General features: G+C 61.5%; 19 protein-coding genes and 2 pseudogenes. 8 read left to right on the top strand and 13 right to left on the bottom strand.

Annotated features, from left to right (window positions below):
- The 5 genes and pseudogenes from MKP08_RS01745 (at position 1) to MKP08_RS01725 (ending at position 6263) form a co-directional block, all read left to right on the top strand.
- The gene (locus MKP08_RS01745) at positions 1–1974 is read left to right on the top strand and encodes a ParB/RepB/Spo0J family partition protein (protein ID WP_241555501.1); all 1974 of its coding nucleotides are present in this window, start codon (positions 1–3) and stop codon (positions 1972–1974) included.
- Positions 1975–2297: 323 nt separating this feature from the next.
- Positions 2298–2642: pseudogene (locus MKP08_RS01740) on the top strand (DUF2493 domain-containing protein); the annotation flags it as partial.
- A 99-nt stretch (positions 2643–2741) separates the two neighbouring features.
- Positions 2742–3140, top strand: a complete 399-nt coding sequence (locus tag MKP08_RS01735; protein WP_241554634.1) for a hypothetical protein — start codon at positions 2742–2744, stop codon at positions 3138–3140.
- 92 nt (positions 3141–3232) lie between these two features.
- Positions 3233–4873, top strand: coding sequence for an acetolactate synthase large subunit (locus MKP08_RS01730; RefSeq protein ID WP_066761537.1), 1641 nt, complete (start codon positions 3233–3235; stop codon positions 4871–4873).
- Positions 4870–6263: pseudogene (locus MKP08_RS01725) on the top strand (aldehyde dehydrogenase family protein). Before MKP08_RS01730 ends, MKP08_RS01725 begins: the two are co-directional and overlap by 4 nt.
- Positions 6264–6400: 137 nt before the next feature.
- On the opposite strand, the gene MKP08_RS01715 reads toward MKP08_RS01725, so the two are convergent.
- On the bottom strand, positions 6401–6799 hold the full coding sequence (locus tag MKP08_RS01715) for a helix-turn-helix domain-containing protein (protein ID WP_008603824.1): 399 nt from the start codon (positions 6797–6799) through the stop codon (positions 6401–6403).
- Positions 6800–6874: 75 nt separating this feature from the next.
- Between MKP08_RS01715 and MKP08_RS01710 the strand changes: the two genes are divergently transcribed.
- Both MKP08_RS01710 and MKP08_RS01705 read left to right on the top strand, forming a co-directional pair.
- Positions 6875–7492 (top strand): cation transporter, encoded by a 618-nt coding sequence (locus MKP08_RS01710; RefSeq protein ID WP_241554632.1) that lies wholly within the window; start codon positions 6875–6877, stop codon positions 7490–7492.
- A gap of 96 nt (positions 7493–7588) precedes the next feature.
- The gene (locus MKP08_RS01705) at positions 7589–9541 is read left to right on the top strand and encodes a cytochrome c/FTR1 family iron permease (protein WP_241554631.1); all 1953 of its coding nucleotides are present in this window, start codon (positions 7589–7591) and stop codon (positions 9539–9541) included.
- Positions 9542–9558: 17 nt separating this feature from the next.
- On the opposite strand, the gene MKP08_RS01700 is transcribed toward MKP08_RS01705, so the two are convergent.
- From MKP08_RS01700 to MKP08_RS01655, 10 genes are all read right to left on the bottom strand, one after another.
- On the bottom strand, positions 9559–10050 hold the full coding sequence (locus tag MKP08_RS01700; RefSeq protein WP_230279358.1) for a hypothetical protein: 492 nt from the start codon (positions 10048–10050) through the stop codon (positions 9559–9561).
- A 29-nt stretch (positions 10051–10079) separates the two neighbouring features.
- Positions 10080–12419: a heavy metal translocating P-type ATPase gene (locus MKP08_RS01695; RefSeq protein ID WP_241554630.1), complete on the bottom strand. Its 2340-nt coding sequence runs from the start codon at positions 12417–12419 to the stop codon at positions 10080–10082.
- A 13-nt stretch (positions 12420–12432) separates the two neighbouring features.
- Positions 12433–13974 carry a multicopper oxidase family protein gene (locus MKP08_RS01690; RefSeq protein ID WP_241554629.1) on the bottom strand — a complete coding sequence of 514 codons (1542 nt, stop codon included), beginning with the start codon at positions 13972–13974 and terminating at the stop codon, positions 12433–12435.
- A gap of 58 nt (positions 13975–14032) precedes the next feature.
- A complete protein-coding gene (locus MKP08_RS01685; RefSeq protein WP_241554628.1) occupies positions 14033–14419 on the bottom strand; it encodes a copper-binding protein in 387 nt (128 codons plus the stop codon).
- Complete coding sequence (locus tag MKP08_RS01680; RefSeq protein ID WP_241554627.1) at positions 14398–17565, bottom strand: efflux RND transporter permease subunit; 3168 nt, start codon at positions 17563–17565, stop codon at positions 14398–14400. Before MKP08_RS01680 ends, MKP08_RS01685 begins: the two co-directional genes overlap by 22 nt.
- Complete coding sequence (locus MKP08_RS01675) at positions 17562–19058, bottom strand: efflux RND transporter periplasmic adaptor subunit (protein ID WP_241555499.1); 1497 nt, start codon at positions 19056–19058, stop codon at positions 17562–17564. The genes MKP08_RS01680 and MKP08_RS01675 overlap by 4 nt, the downstream gene beginning before the upstream one ends.
- Before the next feature lie 8 nt (positions 19059–19066).
- Positions 19067–20296: a TolC family protein gene (locus MKP08_RS01670; RefSeq protein ID WP_241554626.1), complete on the bottom strand. Its 1230-nt coding sequence runs from the start codon at positions 20294–20296 to the stop codon at positions 19067–19069.
- Between the two features lie 123 nt (positions 20297–20419).
- The gene (locus tag MKP08_RS01665; protein WP_179407719.1) at positions 20420–20665 is read right to left on the bottom strand and encodes a hypothetical protein; all 246 of its coding nucleotides are present in this window, start codon (positions 20663–20665) and stop codon (positions 20420–20422) included.
- 293 nt (positions 20666–20958) lie between these two features.
- Complete coding sequence (locus MKP08_RS01660; RefSeq protein WP_241554625.1) at positions 20959–21255, bottom strand: hypothetical protein; 297 nt, start codon at positions 21253–21255, stop codon at positions 20959–20961.
- A gap of 85 nt (positions 21256–21340) precedes the next feature.
- Positions 21341–21607, bottom strand: a complete 267-nt coding sequence (locus MKP08_RS01655) for a hypothetical protein (protein ID WP_241554624.1) — start codon at positions 21605–21607, stop codon at positions 21341–21343.
- Between the two features lie 139 nt (positions 21608–21746).
- On the opposite strand from MKP08_RS01655, the gene MKP08_RS01650 reads away from it, so the two are divergent.
- Positions 21747–22205, top strand: a complete 459-nt coding sequence (locus MKP08_RS01650; protein ID WP_241554623.1) for a Cu(I)-responsive transcriptional regulator — start codon at positions 21747–21749, stop codon at positions 22203–22205.
- Between the two features lie 14 nt (positions 22206–22219).
- Here the strand turns inward: MKP08_RS01650 and MKP08_RS01645 are convergent, their stop codons facing one another.
- On the bottom strand, positions 22220–22666 hold the full coding sequence (locus tag MKP08_RS01645; protein WP_054527531.1) for a DUF411 domain-containing protein: 447 nt from the start codon (positions 22664–22666) through the stop codon (positions 22220–22222).
- Positions 22667–22682: 16 nt separating this feature from the next.
- A complete protein-coding gene (locus MKP08_RS01640) occupies positions 22683–24152 on the bottom strand; it encodes a multicopper oxidase family protein (RefSeq protein ID WP_241554622.1) in 1470 nt (489 codons plus the stop codon).
- Positions 24153–24359 lie beyond the last annotated feature (207 nt).

The raw sequence follows: 24359 nt of genomic DNA, 5'->3' as shown, positions 1-24359 counted from the left end.
ATGATCCAGTCGATTCCCTTGAAGAAGCTCGTCCCGAGCCCGCGCAACGTTCGCAAGTCGAGCGACGTGCTGGCCGACCTCCAGCTGCGGGCAGACATCGCCGCGCGCGGCCTGCTGCAGAACCTCGTCGTGCGCAAAGGAAAGCGCGGCAAGTTCGAGGTCGAGGCCGGCGGTCGCCGGCTCGCTGCACTGCAGGCGCTGGCCGAAGATGGCGCCTTGCCCGAGAACCACGAGGTCACCTGCCTCGTCATCGAAGGCGAAGAAAGCGAAGTGCGCGAAGCCAGCCTTGCCGAAAACTTCCAGCGTCTGGCGATGAACCCGGCCGACGAGGCGCAGGCCTTTGCTTCCATCATCGAGGCGGGGGCTACCTCCGAAGACGTGGCGCGCCGCTTCGGCCTCACCGTCCGCTTCGTCGAAGGACGCCTGCGTTTGGCAAGTCTCGCACCCTGCGTCTTCGAAGCACTCGCCGAAGGCACGATCACGCTCGACATGGCCAAGGCCTACGGCGCGATCTCCGACGTGGAGCGGCAGGCGCATGTCTATGCCGAGTTGCAGGATGCCTGGTATCAGATCACGCCTGATACGATCCGCCGCATGGTGCTTGATGCCACGGTGCGCGGTTCCGATCCGCGAGCGGTTCTCGTCGGACGCGATGCCTACCTCGCCGCAGGTGGGCGGATCGAACGCGAACTGTTCGACGACGATGCCAGCGAGAGCTGGATCGATGTCGCGCTGCTCGAAGACCTCGCGCACAAAGCCATGGAAGAAGCAGCAGAAAAGGCCGCGCTCGAATATGGCCTTGCCTGGGTGCGCCCGACGCTTGGCAACTACGTCAGCCATGACCTCGTCGAAGGTCTCGGCCGTCTGCCATGCGAGCCTGCGCCGATGACCGAACAGGAAGCGAAGGAACTTGGCGAGCTCGAGGCCGACTACGACCGCGTCGCCGCAGTGCTCGAAGACGAAGACAGCGACGAAGACGAGGTCGCCAAGGCCGAACAGGAACTCGTGGTGATCGACCGCGCCATGTGCGCGCTCAATGATCGGCCGCCAGTACTCGCCGATGAGCTGAAATCCGAGGCTGGAGCTTTCCTCGTCCTCTCGCGCAATGGCGAACCGACTTTGGTCCTGCAGTTCTATACTCAGACCGAAGTCATCGCTGACGAAGGTGTGGTCGAGGCAGTCGAGAACATTGGAACGGTGAAGACTAAAGGGAGCTCGCTGTCGCAGCGCCTGCTCGACGAACTGGCCATGCAGCGCCGCGACATCCTGGCGATCCATCTCGCCAACGATCCGGCATTGGCGCTCGACTTCTTGGTCTTCACGCTCGCCGATGCCGATGGGCATGACTGGCGCGCCAAGAAAGCGTCGACACTGGTCGGCTCGGTTGCTTCCGGCCCGGTTACCGGGTTCGAGGCCAAGGATGCGCCCGCGAGTGCTGCTTTGGCCGAGTTTGCCGGGTCGCTCGATGAAAGCTGGCGCTCTGGCGAAAGCGATGTTGAGCGGTTTGCCAGGTTCCGGGCACTATCCGACGAGGGGCGCTCGGCCTGGCTTGGTCATGTCGTCTCGCGCACGCTTGTCGCGAGCCTGGCCTGCGAAGGCGAGCGCTCGGTACCTATGCATGAGGCTCTGGGCTCGCTCCTGGAAATCGAGACCGCGCATTGGTGGCGTCCCACGGCGGCCAACTATTTCGACCGCGTGGCCAAGGCCCGCACGCTCGAGGCACTCGATGCTGCCGGTGGTCCCGAACTGGTCAGTCGCTACGCTGCATCGAAGAAGGCCGAATTGGCGAGCGCTGCCGAGCGCATCTTCTCCGGCAACTTCATTGGCGAGTCTGAGGTCAAGAAGCGGGCGCAGGCTTGGGTTCCGCCGATCATGCGTTTCGCCGGTTCCGAAGAAGGCGAATTGTCCGACCACGAAGAAGACGAAGCGGTCAACGCAGTAGAAACTGACGAGATTGCCGAGCAGGCTGCCTGACCCCTCCTGACAGGTCCAGGTCACTCGGCGGGCGGTCCGTCCCTTCCGGGACGGGCCGCCTTTTCAATGTAAGATTTTGGGCCACTTGCTGACCGTCTCGTTTGGGAAAGAACGAGTAGCAAAGCTGCCCTTTCGTCCACATCATCGATTGGGGAAGAGCACGCAAGAATGCTGGTCATTTGGCTTCCCAAGAACCCTTCCGACTCTTGAACCCCGGAAGGCTATTGCACGCGACGGCGCGTTCAAATCCGATCAACCTTGCAACCGCCTCACAGCGCTCATCATCAATCCTCATTCGACCATCTCGAAGGGCGAGATAGACGGCCTCGATATACGCCGAAAATATCTGGGCGACGCTCGACAAGGTTCGCGATGCGGTTCCCGATCTCTTTCTGGTCCATGGCGGCGACGGCAAGGGGGCCGATCGTCTGGCAGCGAGCTGGGCCGAGCGCCGCGAAGTCCAGCAGTTGACCTATTCGCTCGATCGTCGGCTTGGTGCCCGCGCCGGCTTCAAGCGCAACGAACAGATGCTCTCGCTCAATCCGCGTTACGTCGTCGCCTTTCCGGGGAATGGCGTCACCGAACGACTGGTGATCGATGCCAAGACGCGCCGGATCACCGTGGTCGATCGCAGGGCCGTCACGTCCCGATCCAAGACTAAGGGATAATAGTCTGTTGGTCGCCGCAGCATTTCTATGATCGGTTGGCTGCGGCGACCATCTCAGACAATCGACGTCGATTGCCTTTTCGTTTCAAGGAGGGATTTCTTGGAAAGTGTGGTCATTGCTGCCTATGTGATCTGGCAGGGCGTCACTTTGTTGCCTCGCACGGTGCGGCTCTTGATGGGTGCGGTGCCGGACGAAAGCGAGTTCGATCGCATTGTGAGCGACCTGCGTGACACAGAAGGCGTGGCCGACGTCCATCACGTCCATGTCTGGAGCATCAGTGAGCATTATCGCGCGCTTGAGGCGCATATCGTTCCTGCCGAATCTTCGCTGCAGGCTTTCGAGGATGTGAAGGCGCGGGCTCGCGGTATGCTCGAGACGCAGCACGCCATCGCCCATGCTACGTTCGAAGCCTGTCTCGCGGCGAACTGTGATCCCGACATGATCCCGGACCATCAGGTCGAGAAGAACCATCACCACAACCATGACCACGACCATTGACAAGCGCGGCGATCGGGTCGGTCGCTGTGGGCAAGCAGCTTGACAGCGCACGACATGAACCGCCCTGCAACTCGTAAAATGAGGACCAAGGAATGAAAGCATCCGATCTCATGGTCGCCGCACTCGAAGCCGAGGGCGTCGAATATGTTTTCGCCGTTCCAGGCGAAGAAAACCTGGATCTTCTGGAATCGCTGCGAACTTCCGCCATCACGCTGGTTCTGGCCCGTCACGAACAGGGCGCTGGCTTCATGGCGACGACCTATGGCCGCCTGACCGGCAAGGCAGGTGTGTGCCTGGCGACTCTCGGGCCTGGGGCGACGAACCTGACCACACCGGCGGCCTATGCCGCGCTCGGGGCCTTTCCGCTTGTCATCATTACCGGACAGAAGCCGATAAAGACATCGAAACAGGCCCAGTTCCAGATCGTCGATGTCGTTTCCCTGTTCACTCCGCTCTGCAAGGCTTCGACCCAGATTGTGAACGGCAACCGCATCCCCTCTCTCGTTCGCGAAGGTTTCCGCCTGGCGCAGGAAGAAAGACCCGGAGCCGTCCTCCTGGAACTGCCCGAAGATATCGCTGAAGAGGAAACGATCGAACCGGTCATACCGCCGCATGACAGGCGTTATGCGGTCGCCGGAGATGCTGCGCTCGACGAAGCGGCCGAGCGCATCATCGCGGCTGAGCGGCCATTGCTCCTGATCGGTGCCGGAGCGAACCGCCGCCGCGCTTCGAAAGCGTTGCGCAAATTCGTGTCTGATACCGGCTTTCCCTTCTTCGACACCCAGATGGGCAAGGGCGTGGTCGATGAAGATAGCGAGCTCTATCTGGGCACCGCGGCGCTATCGTCGGGCGATTATGTTCACTGCGCAATCGAAAAGGCCGATCTGATCGTCAATATCGGTCACGACGTGGTGGAGAAGCCGCCCTTCTTCATGGAGCCGGGCGGGCAGACCGTCATCCATATCAATTACAAGGCAGCCGAAGTCGATCAGGTCTACTTCCCGCAGCTCGAGGTCATCGGCGACATCGCCGGATCGGTCGAGCGGCTGGGAAACCGCCTGGATGGCAAGCTGCAGTGCGACCGCAGCTATTATACCGCCCTGCATCACGAGATTGCATCGCACATCTCCGAGACCAGCGACGACGAACGTTTTCCAATGGTCCCCCAGCGCGTGGTTGCCGACGTACGCAGCGTAATGGCGCGCGATGATATCGTTGCGCTCGACAACGGCATCTACAAGATCTGGTTCGCCAGAAACTACATCGCCCACGAGCCTGGCACCATCCTGCTCGACAATGCATTGGCGACGATGGGTGCTGGCCTTCCATCCGCCATGATGGCTGCGATGCTGGCGCCGGGGCGCAGAGTGCTCGCGGTATGCGGCGATGGCGGGTTCATGATGAACTCGCAGGAACTGGAAACGGCCGTCAGGCTTGGACTGAACCTTGTCGTTCTCGTTCTGAATGATGCAGCATACGGGATGATCCGCTGGAAGCAGGACCAGCTTGGCTTTCCGGACTACGGCCTGACCTTTTCCAATCCCGACTTTGTCACCTACGCACAAAGCTATGGAGCGACCGGCCACCGTGTCGAGCGAAGTGCGGATCTGGTTTCGGTCCTGAACGCCGCATTCGAGGCTGGCGGCGTGCACCTTGTCGATCTGCCCGTCGACTATTCCGAAAACAAGAAGGTGCTGATTGATGAACTCGGCGCAAAGGTGTGTGAGCTATGAAAACGATCGTTCACAATCCTTTCGACCGCTCGCCGATTGCAGAAGTACCGCTTGTTGGCTGGGCTCAAATCGATGAATGGCTGAATGAAGCGCAGTTGCTCCACCGCGACCGCCATGGCTGGCTTGCCGTGCACGAGCGTGTCGCCATCCTCCGGCGGGCTGCGGATATCATGCGCGAACGAGCCGAGGATCTGGCTCTCCAGATCGTCAGGGAGGGCGGCAAACCCCTGGTCGATGCGCGCGTGGAAGCCGGTCGCGCGATCAACAGCGTCGACTTGTGCGTTCAGGCGCTCAGCGATGGCGGCGGTCACGAGATCCCCATGGACCTGACAGAAGCGGGTGCGGGAAGGACGGCATATACCTTCCGCGAGCCGATCGGTCCTGTCGTGGCGATCTCGGCATTCAATCACCCGCTCAACCTGATCGTCCATCAGGTTGGACCGGCGGTAGCAGCCGGGTGCCCCGTTCTCATCAAGCCTGCGCTGGAAACGCCTCTTTCATGCCAGAGCTTCGTGGGCATTCTCCATGAAGCCGGCCTGCCCGGGGCCTGGTGCCGGTTCGCTCCGTGCAGCAACAATGTCGCCGAAAGAATGGTAACCGATCCGCGCACGGCGTTCTTCTCATTCATCGGTTCTGCGAAAATCGGCTGGATGCTTCGCTCGAAGCTGGCGCCGGGAACCCGCATTGCTCTCGAGCACGGCGGTGCGGCGCCGGTAATCGTGGACAGCGGCGTGGAGCGCGCAGCAGTGATCGCCTCGTTGCTAAAAGGCGGGTTCTATCATTCGGGTCAGGTCTGCGTTTCCGTGCAGCGCGTATTCGTCCCTGCTGCAGAATTGAAAGACTTCGCCAATGACTTAGGGCGAGCTGCCGAAAAGCTGGTCGTGGGCGATCCCGCCGATGCTGAGACCAATGCGGACCCCTGATCCGAACGGAGGAAGTTGACCGCGTCGAACGCTGGGTCGATGAAGCCATCGCAGCAGGAGGCACCCTGGTGTGCGGGGGAAGCCGTCTGAGTGACACTCTTTTCTCCCCGACCGTCATTGTTGATCCTCCGGAAAGCGCCAAGGTATCCCAGGAAGAAATCTTCGGCCCCGTGATCTGCGTGTATGGCTATGACGATATCGACCTGGCTATCGAGCAGGCCAATGCCCTGCCTTACGCCTTTCAGGCCGCTGTATTCAGCGATCGGCTGTCAATCGCCAATCATTGCACCAGGTCTCTGACGGGATCGGCGGTGATGGTGAACGACCATACGGCATTCCGCGTCGACTGGATGCCTTTTGCAGGGCTGCGCCGCTCCGGGCTTGGCGTCGGCGGGATCGCCTACACGATGGAGGATATGAGCATTGAAAAAATGGCCGTCTGGAACTGGCCGACAGCAGCATCATAACCCGTTCGACAGACCCGGGATGGCGACACGGGCAGCTTCGCACTCGTCGGCCTTTCCCGAAGTTAAGTCTCTTAGGGGCGGCGGACAAAAGCCGTGCATCGGCGAGCCTGACCGAACTGGCGCACGAGGCGCGGGCATCAAGGCTCGGTGGTACCGGCAAGTGCATCGATGATGCGACAATCGCCTACCGTGTCTTGCTCGCAGGCAGCGATCATGCGCCCAAGCTCCGTCCGCAACGCCTCCAGGCTGGCGATCTTGCGCTCGACTTCGCCGAGATGGCTTCTGGCCAGAGCGTCAATGCCCGCGCAGGACCGGTCGGCATCATCGGAGAGATCGAGCAATTCCCTGATGCGTGCCATCGAGAAGCCGAGATCACGCGCGCGCCGTATGAAGTTAAGGCGCGCTTCCTCTGCAGGTCCATAGTCGCGATAATTGGCCTTCGTGCGCGGAGGGGCAGCGAGGATACCTTCGCGCTCGTAGAAGCGGATTGTTTCGGATTTGACGCCGGTTATCCGGGCAAGTTGACCAATTCTCATGACAAAGGCTCCTGCGGCTTGACCTTGTAGTTACTACAAGGTGCATAGGGCGGATCGACGCAAGGAGTCGAGTAAATGGGAAAGACCTGCTGCGGTCCCGATGAGGGCGGTGCAAACAACAACGATCCGACATGGCGGCGCATTCTGTGGATCGCGCTGGGCCTTAATGCAATCATGTTCGGTGTGGAGATCGTGGCAGGCATTGCTGCGGATTCGCGCGCCTTGCAGGCCGACGCGCTCGACTTTCTCGGTGATGCGGCAAACTATGCTATCAGTCTCGGCGTAGCGAGCATGGCGCTCGTCTGGCGCGCGCGTGCGGCTCTCGTAAAGGCGGCGACCATGCTGGCTTTCGGCCTGTGGGTGCTCGGCTCGGCCATCTGGGGTTTTTTTGTCGGGGCGTCGCCCGACCCGGGAACGATGGGCGCCATCGGTTCTCTTGCTTTGGCGGTAAATCTCGCCGTCGCCGCGATGCTGTTCCGGTATCGCTCGGGCGATGCGAACATGCGCTCGGTGTGGATCTGTTCGCGCAACGACGCGATCGGTAATATCGCCGTGCTGGCGGCAGCGATTGGCGTTTTCGGCACCGGCCGTGCGTGGCCCGATCTGGTTGTGGCGAGCATCATGGCAGGACTGGCGGTGTGGGGAAGTGCCGAAGTCTTCAAACAGGCACGTGGCGAACTGCGCTCTACCTAAACTCCAGAATATGCCCGCGATTGCGGATTGAGGGAAATACGTTTCCGTCTTGACCCTGCTATTGCGAATTAATTGCAACAGATATAGAGACCCCTCATGCATCGCATCGTCTCCGCCACCGTCCATCCGGCACTGCGGCTCATTCTGCTGGCGCTTGCGCTGTGTCTGTCCGTCACCGCGAACGCGGAAGAACCCGATGTGCGAACCACCTGGCGTCTGCTCGATTATATCGCGGTCGACTACGCCTCCGCGGTTTCCGAGGGACGTGTTGCCGACGAATTCGAATATCGCGAAATGGTGGAGTTTTCCGATGTCGTGGCGCGGCAGGTCGCTGCATTTCCGGACACTAAAGACAATCAAGCACTCATCCGCCGATCGGACCAGCTGCGAGCTCTGATCGCCAACAAGGAACCTGCCGAGCGAGTTGGGCGCTTCGCGCGCGCGCTGGCAGCCTCGTTGCTGACAGCCTACCCGGTTCCGCTCGCCCCTTCGCAGGCGCCCGACCTTGTCCGCGCCCGCACTCTCTTCGCGCAGAACTGCGCATCGTGTCACGGCGCCGCCGGAAGTGCGCCACCGGCCGCAATGCAGGCGCTCGATCCCCCGCCGATAGACTTTACCGATATCGACCGGGCACGGCAGCGCAGTGCGTTCGGGCTTTACCAGGTCATCACGCAGGGGCTTGAAGGAACGTCCATGGCCAGCTTCGCATCGCTATCCGACGAGGATCGCTGGGCGCTTGCATTCTATGCCGGCAGCATTGCTTTTGAAGATGTGGCCAAAGGCGAGCGTATCTGGCGGGAAGATGATGGCATACGCCAGCTTGTCCCCGATCTCGAGACGCTCGCCGCGCTCACACCGGAAAGTCTGGCCGAGGAGATCGGCGAGGACCGTGCGCTCGCCGTCATGGCCTATCTTCGCGCCAATCCCAATGCGGTGGGACAGGCAAATGACACAGGTTCGCTCGCCTTCGTTCGCGATACGCTCGATCGCAGCCTGTCAGCCTATCGGGCTGGCGACCGTGAAGAAGCGCGGCAGCTTGCCCTGTCTGCCTATCTCGACGGGTTCGAACCCCTGGAGGCCCTCCTTGCAACGCGCGATGGCGGTTTGATGCGCGAGGTAGAACAGGCGCTCGGGCAATTTCGGGCCGGAATAGAGTCCGGTGCGGATCCATCCGAACTACAGCAACTAAGGGCTCGCATCGATAGTCTGCTGGCCAGAGCCGAGGGAGCGTTGGCTCCTGAGGCGGCCAGCGAAATCTCGACCTTTCTCGGGGCGTTCACCATCCTGCTGCGCGAGGGGATCGAAGCACTTCTGGTTGTGATCGCCATGATCGCCTTTGTGAAAAAGTCGCAGCGCTCCGAGGTATTGCCCTATATCCATGGTGGCTGGATCGCTGCTCTTTTCGCAGGTGTCGCCACCTGGGTCGTAGCAACCTACTTCGTAAGCATCAGCGGGGCGAGCCGCGAGATGACCGAAGGGATCGGCGCGCTGCTTGCGGCTGTCATTCTCGTATCGGTCGGGATCTGGATGCACGGCAAATCCCAGGCCGAGGAGTGGCGGCGCTATATCCAGGAAAAAATGGGCAAGGCGCTTTCGCGCGGATCGGCATGGTTTCTCTTCGGGCTCGCCTTTGTCGTGGTCTACCGCGAAGCTTTCGAGACTATCCTGTTCTACGCTGCCCTGTGGAACCCGCAGAGCAGCGGCATCATACTGTTAGGTGCCTTGTCGGCAGTAGCGCTGCTGGCGCTCATTGCTTGGGCCATGCTGCGCTACAGCCGCAAACTGCCGATCACCCAGTTCTTCCGCTACAGTGCTATCCTGATTGCGATCCTTGCGGTCATTCTCGCGGGCAAGGGCGTGGGCGCTTTCCAGGAGGCCGGAGTTCTTTCCGCCACTTTCATCGCCGGCTTGCCGCGCCTCGCCGAACTCGGCTTCTTCCCGACTGTCGAGACGATCGGCGCGCAATTGCTCACGCTGCTGGCCCTGATTGCCGGATTTCGGGTAAGTCGATCACCATCGGGACCGCAGCCGGCAGCTGTCGAGGGATAGGAGATCCCGGTTTGCGATCAGCGGGGTCCGGTGCCGAGACGGCGCGCGAGCCACAAGGTGGCGGTGGGAACCGCGACCCACATCACGATCGGTACCAGGCCGATTTTGGTCCCGGGCACAAGCGGCATGATTGCACTATAGGACCACCCCCAGTCGGCACCGACAGCCAGCACTTCGACCATGGCAGTAATGGCCAGGCCGATTCCCAGGAACACGACCAAACGCGAGATCGGCCAGTCTACGAGCCACGGCGTTTTACCACTGCCGACAGAGGCGCCGAGATAAGCGGCCACCATGATCCCGGCATCGCCGAACGAGGCCAGGCCGCAGCGACGTGCTGCCTCGGCAGGCGACAGACCTCCCGACTGGTAGAAAGGAAGCTGAAGCATCTCCCAGGCGAATGCGATAAGAATTCCGAATATCGCGATCCAGAGGGCTGGATGAGCACCGCGCCATTCGCGCGATTCCTCAGAGATTTGGTCCTGATCCTGCATCGTCTGATTCGTCACTCCTGCGATCTCCGTCCCGTCCCCATCGCTCAGGTATCGAATTTGGGAAGAGCGAGGCCGCGCAGGCGCAGGGCGTTGCCGATCACCGATACCGAAGACAGGCTCATCGCTGCGGCCGCGATCATCGGGTTCAAAAGCAACCCGGTCCATGGATAGAGGACACCTGCTGCGACCGGTATGCCGAGCGCATTATACGCAAAGGCAAAGAACAGGTTCTGCCTGATGTTTCGCATAGTGGCCCGAGACAGGACGAGCGCCTGAACAACGCCGACCAGGTCGCCGCGCACCAATGTCACGCCCGCGCTTTCGATCGCGACATCGGTACCCGTTCCCATCGCGATGCCGACATGCGAAGCGGCAAGCGCGGGTGCGTCGTTTATGCCGTCGCCGGCCATAGCGACCCGGCGACTCTCGCTCTTCAACTGCTCGATCTTGCGATGTTTGTCCTCGGGCGAGACGTTCGCTTCGACTTCGTCGATACCGACCTGGCTTGCTACCGCACGCGCGGTGGCTTCGCTGTCGCCGGTAAGCATTACGATTTTGATGCTGCGCTCATGCAGCGCGGCAATAGCGGTGCGGCTGGTTTCCTTGATCGGATCGGCGACAGCGATAAGGCCTGCCGGTGCCCCGTCCACGGCCACGAACATCACCGTCTGTCCGAGGCTTCGGCCTTCGTCCGCCGTTGACCGCCAGCCTTCTTCGAGCGCCCCTATACGCTCCATCATCTTTTCATTCCCGATCGCGACCCTGCGCTTGTCGACATTTGCCTGGATGCCTTCGCCGGTCACGGACTCGATATCGGAAGCGTCGAGAATGGCAGCGCCCCGGTTTTGAGCCCCTTCCACGATCGCGTGGGCGAGCGGATGCTCGCTTCCTCTCTCAACGGCAGCGACAAGGCTCAGCAACTCCTGCTCGTCGAAATCTGACTGCGGTTTTACGTCGACAAGATCGGGCTTGCCCCGGGTCAGTGTGCCGGTCTTGTCGACAACCAGCGTATCGATCTTTTCCAGCGTTTCGAGCGCTTCGGCGTTCTTGATCAGGATGCCGTGCTGGGCTCCCTTGCCGGTGCCGGTCATGATCGACATTGGCGTCGCCAGTCCGAGCGCGCAGGGACAGGCGATGATCAGAACGGCGACCGCGTTGACGAGCGCGTAGGCAAGGGCCGGTGCCGGTCCCCAGATGGCCCAGACGACAAAACTCACGATAGCGACAAGGACGACGATGGGCACGAACCATCCGGTGACTTGGTCGGCGAGCCGCTGGATCGGTGCCCGGCTGCGCTGCGCCTCCGCCACCATCTGCACGATCTTCGAGAGCATGGTGTCCGCGCCGACCTGCGTCGCGCGCATGGTGAAGCTGCCGGTCTGGTTGACAGTGCCCCCGATTACCTGATCGCCCGCGCTTTTCTTGACGGGAATGGGTTCGCCACTGATCATGGACTCGTCGATGGCGCTGCTTCCATCCTCGAGCGTGCCATCGACGGGGACCTTGTCGCCCGGACGCACGCGCAGCAGGTCCCCAGACGTCAATTCATCGAGCGGTACTTCGCGCTCGTCTCCGCGACCGAAAATCTTCATCGCGGTCGGGGGTGCGAGTTCGAGAAGCGCTCGCAAGGCGCTCGATGTCGAACCGCGCGCCTTGAGTTCTAGGACCTGCCCGAGCAGCACGAGGGTCGTGATAACCGCTGCGGCCTCGTAGTAGACGCCGACCCGGCCCGCATGATCGCGGAAAGCCTCGGGGAAGATGTCCGGGGCGAGGGTGGCCACAAGGCTGAACAGATAAGCGATGGCAACGCCGAAGCCGATCAGGGTGAACATGTTGAGGTTCATGGTCCGGACCGATTGCAGCGCCCGGGTGAAGAAGGGCCAGCCGCCCCAAAGCACCACCGGAGTGGCCAGCAGGAGCTGCAACCACTGCGCGAAAGCGGGTTCGATGACCTGATCGAACGGTCGCGACGGGATCATGTCGCCCATCGCGTAGGCGAAAAGAGGCAGGGTGAAGAGCGCGCTCCACCAGAACCTTCGCCGCATGTCGACGAGTTCGGGATCGGGGCCCTCGTTCAAGGTGACCGTTTCAGGTTCGAGGGCCATCCCGCATATCGGGCAAGAGCCCGGCCCCGGCTGCCGGATCTCCGGATGCATCGGACAGGTGTATATCGTACCTTCCGGGACATCCTCGACAGCATCGAGGTGCGCCTTCGAAAGATACATCTCCGGATCCGCGCGGAACTTGTCGAGGCAGCGCGAGGAGCAGAAGTAATGGTCGCCACTCTCGTGTCGATCGACGAAGCGGGCGCCGTCCATCTTCACGCTCATTCCGCAAACGGGGTCGGTCGCCGTGCCCTCGATCGTATTGTGCCCGTCGCTCATCTGTCGTTCTCCCCTAATTGGCCGTGACCACGAACTGCCCCATCATGCCTGCGTCCTCGTGCTCGAGGATATGACAGTGATACATGTAGGGATTGTCGGGATCGGTATTCTCTTCAAACCGCAACAGCAGCCTGACCTGTTCACGCGGGTTGACGATAACGGTGTCCTTGAAGCCCGCCTCTTCCGCCCGCGGAGGCCGACCGTCCCGGTCGAGCAAGCGGAACTGCACGTTATGAATATGAAAGGGATGGGCCATCATCGATGCGTTGGCGATTTCCCATATTTCCCACTGACCCACCGGTACGCGCTGATTGATGACATCCATGTTCATGGTCTCGCCGTTGATCGACATGCCCCGACCCATCATGCCCATGTCGAGTACGAAACGGCGGCTGCGAACGGCGAGCGAGGGGTCCGGCGCGGCAAGCGCGGCCAGGGTGGGCGGAAGCATAACTGAAGTCGACGCGCCGGATGGGCGCATTTCGAGGATCGAAAACGTGCGGCCCTGCCTCCCGCTGGCGGTCCGGTTTCCCATCATTCCGCCGCCCATCATACCCCGGCCTTCCCCGCCCATCATGCCCATGGCGTTATCCGGGCTGCTGGCAATCAGCCGGAGCGGGCGCCCTTCGGAAAGGTCGACTATCACTTGTGCGCGCTCGCCTGGCGAAAGGGTAAGACTGCGAATCTCGCGGGGTGCCGCAAGCAGGCCGCCATCGCTTGCAATGAGTTGCATCGGACGATCACCTTCGAGCGAGAAGGTGTAGAACCGCGCATTCGATCCATTGAGAAGCCGCAGGCGCAGCGGACCGGCGGCGGCCTCGAAAACGGCATTGGCCGTTCCGTTCACATAGATGCGCTCACCCATCACCCCCATCATCCGCGAGTGCATATCGAGCGGGTAAACAAGGCGGCCCGCGCCGTCGATCACGCGATCCTGCACGACGAGCGGTATGTCATCTACACCGTACCGGCTCGGCAGATCGAGGCGATCCTCTTCCTCGTCGCGCACGTAGATCGGGGCAGCAAGTCCGGCATAGACCTGCGGTCCGGCCCGGCGATGCAGATGCGAATGATACCAGTATATTGAAGCGCGCTGGCGTATTTCGAAGGACGGGCTCCAGTGCTCGCCGGGCCGTATGAGCTGGTGCGGTCCGCCATCCGCTGTGGCGGGAAGTTCGAAACCATGCCAGTGGACGGTCGCATCTTCGGCAAGCTTGTTGTCGATGTGAAAGCGAACCTGTTCGCCGCGGCGCATTTCGAGGGTCGGCCCGAGATAGGATGCGTCGATACCGATCGTCGGAGACGGAGTGCCGGGCACGAATTCTTTCTCGCCCGGTGTCAGGGACAGGCGAAAGACACGCTCGCCCCGTTCGATCGTTCCTGCCTGTAGCCGAGGTATGGCAAGAGGATTGCTTTCGCCTCCCTGATCGAGCGACATCCTGCTTTGCGTACCGCAACCCAGCAGCGGCAGCGCCGCGAAACCCGTCGCCGCGAGGCCGGCGCTCTTGATGAAGTCGCGGCGATTCTGAAAGTTGGGGCTGTCGATACCGGGCATATTCACCTGTTTTTGCGTGGGAGGCACCGGCGCAACCGAGCGCCTCCCACCCATCATGCTATCGCGGCGTTACCGAGGTAACGACGCTGCCTTCGGTTCCAGTACGAAATTCAAAGGCTATTCCCTCACCGACACTGACCTGTTCGAGGATTTGTTCGTCGGCTTCGAAGGCCATGGTCATCGCCGGCCATCCGATACTTTCGACCGGACCATGCTCGATGGTCACGGTGCCCGCCTCGGGATCGATGGCTGTTACCGTCCCCTCCGCGCTGGCGCTCTGCTCGCCGCCGGTCTCCTCCGCCATCGGCATTTCGCCTGACATTGGCATACTGTCCGAGTTCGCCATCTCGTCAGACATGGGGGTCCCGGTGCTGTCGTCTGCAGCGTCGCAGGCTGCAAGCGCCAGCGGTGCCGCGAGCAGGATCATGTAGGTTGGGGTACGCATTCTTCTTCTCCTTGAGGGTTCGCAGGTTTCTCCGGACGGGGGCGCCGCAACAACAGATAAGCGGCGGGAAGCAGGAACATGGACAGGAGCGGGGCGGTGATCATGCCGCCGACCATCGGCGCGGCGATGCGGCTCATGACTTCCGAGCCCGCGCCGGTGCCGATCAGGATCGGAAAGAGACCCGCAAGGATGACTGCGACAGTCATTGCCTTGGGCCGCACGCGCAGGAGCGCACCTTCCCGGATGGCCTCGTCCACTTCTTCGGCGCTCAGGTCAGCTTGCCGTCGCTCCAGTGCGGCTTTCAGGTAGATCAGCATCACCACGCCGAATTCGGCGGAGACGCCGGCAAGCGCGATGAATCCGACCGCCGTCGCTACCGACTGGTTGTAGCCCATCAGATAGAGCAACCAGTATCCGCCCGTCAGCGCGAAGGGCAGCGTGCCCATGATCAGCAAGGCTTCGTCCCAGCGCCGGAAAGTGAGATAGAGCAGCAGGAAAATGATCGCGAGCGTCGCGGGAACCACGATCTTCAGTCGCTCATAGGCGCGCGTCAGATATTCGAACTGGCCCGCATAGGACAGGCTGACGCCGGGAGGCAGATCGACGCCCGCGGCGACGGCCTCCTGCAAATCGGCGACCACCGAGGTAAGATCGCGGCCCCGGACGTCGACATAGATGTAGCTGGTCAGTCGGCCCTGTTCGCTCTTGAGCATCGGCGGACCGTCGCTGACGGCGATACGGGCGACAGTGCCGAGCGTAATCTGTTGGCCGAACGGCGTCAGAACCGGCAGGGCCCTGAGTTCATCGACGCTGTCCCTGATTTCGCGGGGATAGCGCACATTGATCGGATAGCGCGCCAGCCCCTCGACGGTCCGTGCGACATTGGCACCGCCAACTGCACCAGAGACGATCTGCTGGATGTCGGCAATGTTGAGCCCGTATCGCGCGGCCGCCATCCGGTCGATATCGACATCGACATAGCGACCGCCCGACAGGCGCTCCGCCAGGGCGGAACTCACGCCAGGCACGGTCTTGGCGATACGCTCCACATCGAGTGCAACGCGTTCGAGTTGATCGAGATCGTCGCCTGAAACCTTGACCCCGATCGGGCTCTTGATCCCGGTCGCGAGCATGTCGATCCGGTTGCGGATCGGCGGCACCCAGACATTGGCGAGGCCCGGCACCTGAACGACCCGGTCAAGTTCCTCGACCAGCAGATCGGGCGTCATTCCCTCGCGCCACTCCTTGCGCGGCTTGAAGCGGATCGTCGTTTCGAACATCGTCAGGGGAGCCGGATCCGTCGCTGTATCGGCGCGCCCCGCCTTGCCGAACACCGTTTCCACCTCGGGGACCGACTTGATCAGGCGATCGGTGCGCTGCAGCAGCGCCGAAGCCTCGCCGGGCGAAAGCCCGGGCAATGCGCTCGGCATGTAAAGCAAATCGCCCTCATCGAGCGGGGGGAGAAACTCGCCGCCAAGCCGGGTGAAGGGGATCGCGGTGGTCAGGAAGATCAGCGCCGCGATCACCAGCGTTGCCTTTGGGCGCCGCATGACCCAGTCGAGCCCCGGACGATAGATTTTCGTCAGCCAGCGGTTGAGAAAATTGGAATCCTCCGAAGGGATCTTCCCACGGATCAGCCATCCCATCATTACCGGCACCAGCGTTACCGACAGAATGGCCGCGGCCGCCATGGCATAGGTCTTGGTGAAAGCGAGCGGAGCGAACAACCGCCCTTCCTGCGCCTGCAGGGTGAAGACCGGTAGGAACGACAGCGTAATGATCAGCAGACTGAAGAACAACGCCGGTCCCACTTCCTTCGATGCATCGGCGATGATCCGCCAGCGTTCCTTCACCGCGAGCACGGTATCGGGATTCTCGTGTTTCCATCGCTCGAGATGCTTGTGCGCGTTCTCAATCATGACGACGGCGGCATCGACCATCGCACCGACCGCAATGGCTATTCCACCCAGCGACATGATGTTGGCATTGACGCCCTGAAAGCGCATCACGATGAAGGCCGCGAGCACGCCCAAAGGCAGGGTGATGATGGCGACAAGTGCCGAACGCGCGTGCCAGAGGAACAGCGCGCATACGAGCGCCACGACGATAAACTCTTCGATGAGCTTCGTGGTGAGGTTCTCTATAGACGCATCGATGAGCTGAGAGCGATCGTAGGTCGTGACGATCTCGACGCCTTCGGGAAGGCTTGCCTGCAAGTCGTCGAGTTTCTGTTCGACGGCCTGTATTGCGCTTCTTGCATCCGCACCCTGACGCAGAACGATGATGCCCCCGGCAACCTCGCCTTCGCCATTGAGCTCGGCGATGCCACGGCGCAGCTCGGGGCCTACCTGGATCGTCGCTACGTCGCCAAGCGTGACCGGAACGCCGCCGCTCGCGGTACGTAAAGGGATTTGCCGAAAATCATTGAGGTCGCCGAGATAGCCCGAGGCGCGAACCATATATTCGGCTTCGCCCATCTCGACGATCGAGCCGCCCGCTTCCTGGTTGGCAGACTGGATGGCGCTCACGATCTCGGCGTGGGTCACGCCCAGCGAGGCCATCCGGTAAGGTTCGAGCACCACCTGGTACTGCTTGACCATACCGCCGACGCTCGCGACTTCGGCAATGCCGGGGATCGTCTTGAGCTCGTAGCGCAGGAACCAGTCCTGCAGGCTGCGTAGCCCGGCAAGGTCATGACCGCCGGTGCGATCGACCAGCGCGTATTCGTAAATCCAGCCGACCCCCGTGGCATCTGGACCCAGCGTGCTCGTCACACCATCGGGCAGACGGTTCTGCACCTGGTTGAGATACTCGAGCACGCGCGAGCGCGCCCAGTAGAGGTCGGTTCCGTCCTCGAAGATGATATAGACATAGCTGTCGCCAAACATCGAGTAACCGCGGACGGTTTTGGCTCCGGGCACGGAGAGCATGGTCGTTGCCAGCGGATAGGTAACCTGGTCCTCGACGATCCGGGGGGCTTGCCCCGGATAGTTGGACCGGACCACAACTTGGACGTCGGAAAGATCGGGCAGCGCGTCGACCGGCGTCGTGCGCACTGCCCAGAAACCGCCTAGCGTTACCGCGATGGCCGCCAGAACGATGAACAAGCGGTTGGCGATCGAGGCATCGATGATCCGAGCAATCATTGTCCGGCCCTCCCGATGGTCTCGATCCGGGGGCCCTCATCCTCCTGGATGAAGGTGAAACGGACTCTGTCTCCCTTCTCGAGCCCGCGCATCTGCGCCGCGCTCTTCGTGCGGAAGGTCATCGTCATGGCTGGCCAGTCGAGCCGCGGGACGGGCCCGTGGCGCAGCGTCACCGAGCCATCGGCGATTTTCTCGATTATTCCAATCGCACTGAAAGTCGTTGCTTCGTCTTCATCTGCCTGCTCCCGGCTGACCTGTTCAATCGGGCGGACATCGAGCCCGGCCAGGCTTGCCTCGGAATCGAGCAGGAACTGACCCGATGTCACGACCTGTTCGCCGGCGGAAAGTCCGGCCAGCACTTCGGTCCTTCCACCCGCTTCGCGGCCGATCCGAACCTCGGCGGGCATGAAACCGCCCTCGTCCTGCCTCACCATTACGATGGTTCGACGTCCGGTCCTGATAACCGCTTCGGACGGTACCAGCAGCGCGCGGCGTGTGTCCGGGGTCAGCGAAACCTGCGCGAACATGCCCGGTTTGAGGCGTCCGGATGCGTTGGGCAGCTGCGCACGAACGGTGATCGTCCGGCTCGCATCCTGTGCACTCGGCAGGATGGCGATAATGCGCCCCGCGAACCGTTCGTCGGGAAACGCGGTCAGGTTCGCGCTGACAGGCTGGCCAACCCGTACATTCGCAGCCTGCGTTTCAGGCACCGCGGCTTCCAGCCAGATCGGCGAGAAACCGGTGATCTCAGCGAGCGTCTGTCCGGCCATGACCGTCATTCCCGGACGCACGCCGAGCGATGTGATCGCCCCGCCGATCGGCGCGGTAACAGTGATCGTCGAATGCGGTCGTCCGCTGCGTCCCACCGACGAGATCAGGCCTGGAGACATGCCCAGAAGGCGCATGCGCTCGCGCATCGCCTGCGCAAGTTCTTCATCACCGCTATTCAGGACGGCCAGATATTCCTGCTGCGCTCCGCCCCATTCGGGAACCAGGATATCCGCAAGCGGCGCGCCCCGTCCAATCACGTCATCCGGCGCACGACCGTAAGTCCTTTGAACATAGCCCCCGGCGCGGGGCTGGACGATCGCGACGTCGCGTTCATTATAAGCGAGCACGCCAGTGACGGTTATCTCGGGCTCGAGAAGACCGTACTCTGCTTCGGCGGTGCGAATGCCAAAATTCTGGACCAGGCCCGCGTCGATCTGAACGCCAGCGGTCGCCTCCTCGCCTGCACATTTGGGCACCAGTTCCATGTCCATGAACGGCGATTTGCCCGGTTCGTCGAAGTGCTGTCCGGGGACCATCGGGTCGTACCAGTAGAGGACATCCTCGCATTCTGCGCCCGACGTTCCGCTGCTCTCGGCCGTTCCTGCGCCATCTTGGCCAAGCTGCGAGAGGCCATATCCGGCGGTAACACTGATGAGGGCAACCGTGGCTGCCATCGTCCAAGACTTCTGGCGTGGTGACAATCTGTCCCACGCAGCTCCCATTGCGGCTCTCATAGATGGTGTTCCCTGTATGTCAGTCGTAGGTTGGCGGCAGCTTCGACAGTCGCTTCCTCGCGTTCGAGAATATCGATGCGAAGCAGCGCCAGCGCCTTGATGGCTTCGATCACGTCGAGCAGTTCCGCTCTGCCCGCCGCAAAGCTGGCTCGTTCGAGTTCGGCTCGGCTTTCGGCCAATGGAAGCAACTCCTCCGTCGCGCGCTGCCATTGTCGGAAGGCGCTGCGCCACGCGGCCAGATCAGCCTCGAATTGCGCCTCGAGCGCGCGCAGCTCGTCGAGCTGCGCCTCACGTGCCGCAGCCGCTTCCGACCGCGCCGCAGCAATGCGTGGCTCCTGCCTTTTCTTGCTGAACAGCGGCAAGGTGACCGTCCCCATAACCGAAAACAAATCACCATATTGGCGCTCCCTGACGCCGTAACTGACCCCGACGCTGAAATCCGGGCGCAAGTCCGACCGCGCGAGGTCGATTGCCGCGTCAGCCTGACGGACTTGAGCTGCCGCCAGAATAATCTCCGGGTTGTATTCCAGCGTAGCCCGCAGCCGCTCGGCTTGGATATCGACCGGTGGAATTTCGCCCGAAGCGACCGCATTCTCGGCGCCAATAAATCGGCCGAGACGAGCCTGCGCGGCTTCGCGCTCTGCCGCGATCCGCGTCCGCGCGTCTTCCACTTCAAGGACGGCTCGGCGGATCTCCAGACTTTCGCCAGGCCGTGCAGTACCCGCCGCAACCGAACTGCGCGCAAGGGGTACGAGGCGTTCGATCTCGTCTAGTGCTTCGCCAACGACCAGATCCGCGCGCTGGGCATAGGCAAGCGAGATCCACGCGCGTCCAGCGCCCAGTCGTGCCATGTGCCGCGCATGAGCCAGTTGGGCCGAAGCAAAATCGATATCCGCAGAAGCGATGCCCGCACGGGCACGCCGTTCGGCAAGGTTGGGAAAGTCCTGCTCGATCCCGATCTCGACCATGGTCATCATCGTGGGATCGAGAATGTCCGGCCCCGTCACCGGGAGGTTACGAATGCCGCCGCGCAATTGCGGATCGGGCAGTTCGTCAGCCGCCTCGGCGATCTCTCGCCGGGCGTCGAGCCGTAGTTCGCTGGTGCGAACCTGGGGCTGGCCGCTGACCGCAGCCTCTAGAGTTTCTTCATAGCCCACCGATTGGGCGTGACTCGCCGGCGCGATAGCCAGCAGGACCGGAAGCGCGGTCCAGCATATTCGTTTCATGACAGTAGGATTCCGCTAAAGGGCGCGGCGAGCGCGCGTTCGAGACAGTTCGCGCACATCCTTCGCGCGCGCAAAATGTCCAGCCATAGCCTGCAGAGCTATATCTGCATCAATTCCAGGTTTCTAGGCTTGCGGAGGGGGCGGTTCCGGCCCTGCGCCGGTGCCAGTCAACTCGAAGAAAGCGAGATCGGTAAACTGGCTAGCGACCGCCAGCGGTACCCTCACAACCGCGAGGTCTTGAGTCATGACAAGCGGCGGAATGCAGCCAAGGGCAACCAGGCAATCGAGCCGCAGGTCGGCGCACGGCGATCTTTCAGCCTCGTCGTCGGTGGTGTCCATGACCATGTCGTTGCAATTGCGCTCGACCATGCTCGGCTCCTGGGGAAGCGCCGACGCATGAGCTGCCGTTTGAACAAAGAGTCCAACGCCAACCAGGATAAGGCCGAGAGCGCGCAGCATCCGCATCATCCCACAATACGGAAACGAGCCGTCACCGGCAAGCGCAGGTTTGCCGCCACCGCGCGGCGCCCCATCGTTCTATCCTGGCGGACTATCGTCATAGCGTTTGCATTGGCCTTATAACAGAAGGGTCCTGCCCCGCAGGTTCATGCGGGGCAGGTGGGGGGACTGGTTGAAGCGTCAGACATACTGGAACTCAGGCTTCAGCCTGCTTCGCCTTGCGCCATCTGCTCGCGCTTCTTTTTCATCATTTCATTGCAGTTACGCATCATTTCCATCATCTCGGCGCGCATCTCCGGATCGTTCATCATGGCCATCATGCCGGACATCTCCCTCTCGCTCATATCGCCTTGCATTCCGCCCCGCATTTCTGCGCGCTGCTGCTCCTGCGTGTTTTGGGCTCTGTCGGGACGGTGATCGACCTTGGGCTGCGCGACGGCCGTCGTTGCGAGGCCAACCGTCGCGAGCGCGCCGAGTGCGGTCATCTTAAAAGTGTTCATATGATCTTTCCTTTCAAATTATTGATGCCTTTGGCTTCGCTCCGTCCTTCATGCTTCGGCGCACGAGCGAATTCGGCACGGGTTTTCAGGTTTCGGTCGACGTTCCGCTCTTGCGCATGCACATGGCGACCATTGCCAGGCAGGGCAGTACATAAAGAAACGGAAGAATGGCTGCGAAGCCCAACCACATCGAGCCAAGCGCCAGCGCGGCCAATGCCAGAACGACACCAAGGGCGAGCATCCACTTGCGCTGTCGGCCTTTACCGGCAGAACAGAGGCCTTTCGCATCGGTATTGGAGCGTGCGGAAATGGCGGTGACCGGCACCAGGGCCCGGGACGACGGAATGTTCATTTCTTTTCCTTCATCGAATCAACCAATACGAAGAAGATAGGGCTTCCCATCATTGGAAGGTCAAGGCATTTTGTGGAGATTTTCTCGGCTTTCAGCCAGCCACCTTGCATTCCCATCATTGGAAGGTTAAAGCGCCCGCATGAAACATTCACACACGATTGGCGAGGCGGCTGCAGCGAGCGGGGTTTCTGCCAAGATGATCCGACATTATGAAAAGATCGGTTTGATCGAGGCGGCGGACCGGACCGATGCCGGGTACCGCCTCTACACTCCGGCAGATATTCATACACTCCGGTTTGTGCGGCGCGCCCGCAATCTGGGCTTTTCGGTCGACGATATCTCCGAACTGCTCGATTTATGGAAAAACGACACCCGCGCGAGCAAGGACGTGCGCCGAGTGGCGGATGGCCATCTTGCCGCCCTGCGGTCGAAGGCTGCCGAAATCCATTCGATGATAGACGCGCTCGAACATCTTTTCGAGAATTGCACGAATGACGAACGTCCCGACTGTCCCATCCTCAAGGACCTCGCGGACGATGCCAATCCGGCTCGTCCCAAGGACGTTGGTCACAAGTTTGGCTTCGAGCGCGTTTGCTAGGCTTCGGACGGTGCTCAGTATCGCGCAAAGACGCTCGTGGCACCATCCGCTCTTACGCCCGTAATCGTCCACGTGCCTGTCTTGGCACCGCCCATGCCCGGCGAACCTGCAGGCATGCCGGGAAGCGTGATGCCTGAAATCCGCGGACGTTCCTCCAGCAGGCGGTCAACGCTGTCGGCCGGCACATGTCCATCGACGAAGTAGCCGCCGATGAGCATCGTATGGCATCCCTCGAGCCCGGCGGGCACACCCTGGCGTTCCTTGATTAGGGCGAGGTCGTGGGTCGCGACCATCTTCACCTCATATCCGCTGGCTTCGAGATAGTCGCCGTAGCTTTCACAGCAACTACACTGAGGGTTCTTGAAGATCGTGGCAAACGGTCTTGCTTCCTGTGCCGCCGCGGCCGAGGGCAGCAGCGCGAGGGCCGAAAACGACATCAAGACCTTGGGTAACAAACGCATCAGTTTTTCCTTTCTTTCAGTTAACTTGAATGGTGGCCATCATTCCTGCGGCCTGGTGTTCGAGAATATGGCAATGGAACATCCAGTCGCCCGGGTTGTCCGCTACGAATGCGATCTCGACGCGCTCTTCGGGCGCCATGAGCACGGTATCCTGCCACTCGCGATATTGTGTCGGCTGTCCATTGCGCGACAAGACACGGAAACTGTGGCCATGCAGATGGATCGGGTGCCACCACGCAGTCTCATTGGTCATGTCGAGGAGAAGCGTGGTCCCTCGCGCGGCGGAAATAATCGGATCGTGAACATGGCCGCTCGCCGAAACACCGTTGACGGTCCAGCCCATCATTCCTCCGGACATCATTCCCGAACCTCCCATCCGCTCCATCATCATGCCGGAGCCGGTTCGTTGTTCGTTCCTCGCGTCAGAGCCGCTGGCTGTTCGCCCCATCATGCCCATCATCCCGCCACCGAATATGATCCGGTGACGCTCGGCCGTTGCCAGTTCGGGTTCGGCGAGAGCGTTGGGCGGTAGCGGCGCGGGGTCGGGCAGGCGTCTTTCCCTGACCTCTTTGCCCTGACACTCGAATGTGGTGAGTTCGTATTCCAGTCCATCATAGAACACATCGCGCAGTGAATGCCGGGTCCCGGCGGGATAATCGAAATCGACGATCAGGTCCGCCCGCATTGCCGGCCCGAGAAGCAGGGGCGCGCTTAGGCGGTGAGGCTCGACGGGCTGGCCGTCGAGCGCGACGACCATTGGATCGAGGTCACCGAAATCGAGCCCGAAGATGCGGGCATTGGCAGCGTTCACGAGCCGCAGCCTGATCCGCTCATTCGGCCTCGCGATCAGTGGTGCCGCCGGCTTTCCGTTGATAGTGATCGTGTTGCCGATCCGGCCTGCCATCATCGCGTCGTGCCGACTGCCGAACCCTCCACTTATTTGCCCCTGGTCATTGAGCCTCCAGTCGTCGAGCATCCAGACGAGGTCGCGATCGACCTGCGGCGGCTCTGCCTCTTCGATAATGAGCGGTCCGTAGAGGCCGCGACCGACCTGCTCGAAGCTGCGCTGATGGGGATGGTACCAGAAAGTGCCCGCATCCTCCGGCGTAAAGGCATATCTGAACCTTTCGCCGGGCTCCACGGGGGGCTGGGTGAGGTGGGGAACGCCATCCATCGCGTTGGGAACACGAACGCCGTGCCAATGGATGGTTGTCTCCTCATCCAGAGCGTTTTCCAGCAGGACCTCGAAGGCCTCTCCCTGCCCAACCCTGAGAGCAGGACCCGGTACCGAGCCATTGTAACCCCACACCGGTATTTGAAAGGCTTTGTCGATAAGTGGCGCGCTGGTCGTTCCGGCCTTGAGGACGCGGCGACCGGCGGGTGTGCTGGCACCCACCGGAGTTCTACCTCCGGCTCCCAGAACGGCGGCCAATCCACCGCCAATGGCCAGAGCACCGGAACCGGCGAGGACCGCGCGGCGCGTCAATCGTGATTCTTTTGATTGCATAGAAAGCATCTCCGCATCGCCAGATTAAGGTTCGACCGACAATGTAGTCCTTCCCATCATGGGAAGGTCAAGGCCGCCTATTGGACATAGACCGTTAAAGGCACGGAAGACCCCGAAACTTCTCTGTATGAAGGACGCGCAGGCAGGTGCAGGACAATTATCCTCCACCCCGAACTTCGCGCCTAC

The organism is Erythrobacter sp. LQ02-29 (assembly GCF_022576075.2).
Classification (GTDB): Bacteria; Pseudomonadota; Alphaproteobacteria; order Sphingomonadales; family Sphingomonadaceae; genus Alteriqipengyuania.
The sequence above is the reverse complement of the archived record's forward strand: the minus strand, read 5'-3'. Positions and strand labels throughout refer to the sequence as shown.

Coding starts and splice junctions, on each gene's coding strand:
- MKP08_RS01645 (WP_054527531.1), bottom strand. CDS start 22,666: ATGCGTTTGTTACCCAAGGTCTTGATGTCGTTTTCGGCCCTCGCGCTG.
- MKP08_RS01675 (WP_241555499.1), bottom strand. CDS start 19,058: ATGGGAGCTGCGTGGGACAGATTGTCACCACGCCAGAAGTCTTGGACG.
- MKP08_RS01745 (WP_241555501.1), top strand. CDS start 1: ATGATCCAGTCGATTCCCTTGAAGAAGCTCGTCCCGAGCCCGCGCAAC.
- MKP08_RS01730 (WP_066761537.1), top strand. CDS start 3,233: ATGAAAGCATCCGATCTCATGGTCGCCGCACTCGAAGCCGAGGGCGTC.
- MKP08_RS01685 (WP_241554628.1), bottom strand. CDS start 14,419: ATGCGTACCCCAACCTACATGATCCTGCTCGCGGCACCGCTGGCGCTT.
- MKP08_RS01680 (WP_241554627.1), bottom strand. CDS start 17,565: ATGATTGCTCGGATCATCGATGCCTCGATCGCCAACCGCTTGTTCATC.
- MKP08_RS01665 (WP_179407719.1), bottom strand. CDS start 20,665: ATGGTCGAGCGCAATTGCAACGACATGGTCATGGACACCACCGACGAC.
- MKP08_RS01650 (WP_241554623.1), top strand. CDS start 21,747: ATGAAACATTCACACACGATTGGCGAGGCGGCTGCAGCGAGCGGGGTT.
- MKP08_RS01670 (WP_241554626.1), bottom strand. CDS start 20,296: ATGAAACGAATATGCTGGACCGCGCTTCCGGTCCTGCTGGCTATCGCG.
- MKP08_RS01710 (WP_241554632.1), top strand. CDS start 6,875: ATGGGAAAGACCTGCTGCGGTCCCGATGAGGGCGGTGCAAACAACAAC.
- MKP08_RS01705 (WP_241554631.1), top strand. CDS start 7,589: ATGCATCGCATCGTCTCCGCCACCGTCCATCCGGCACTGCGGCTCATT.
- MKP08_RS01695 (WP_241554630.1), bottom strand. CDS start 12,419: ATGAGCGACGGGCACAATACGATCGAGGGCACGGCGACCGACCCCGTT.
- MKP08_RS01655 (WP_241554624.1), bottom strand. CDS start 21,607: ATGAACATTCCGTCGTCCCGGGCCCTGGTGCCGGTCACCGCCATTTCC.
- MKP08_RS01690 (WP_241554629.1), bottom strand. CDS start 13,974: ATGCCCGGTATCGACAGCCCCAACTTTCAGAATCGCCGCGACTTCATC.
- MKP08_RS01715 (WP_008603824.1), bottom strand. CDS start 6,799: ATGAGAATTGGTCAACTTGCCCGGATAACCGGCGTCAAATCCGAAACA.
- MKP08_RS01660 (WP_241554625.1), bottom strand. CDS start 21,255: ATGAACACTTTTAAGATGACCGCACTCGGCGCGCTCGCGACGGTTGGC.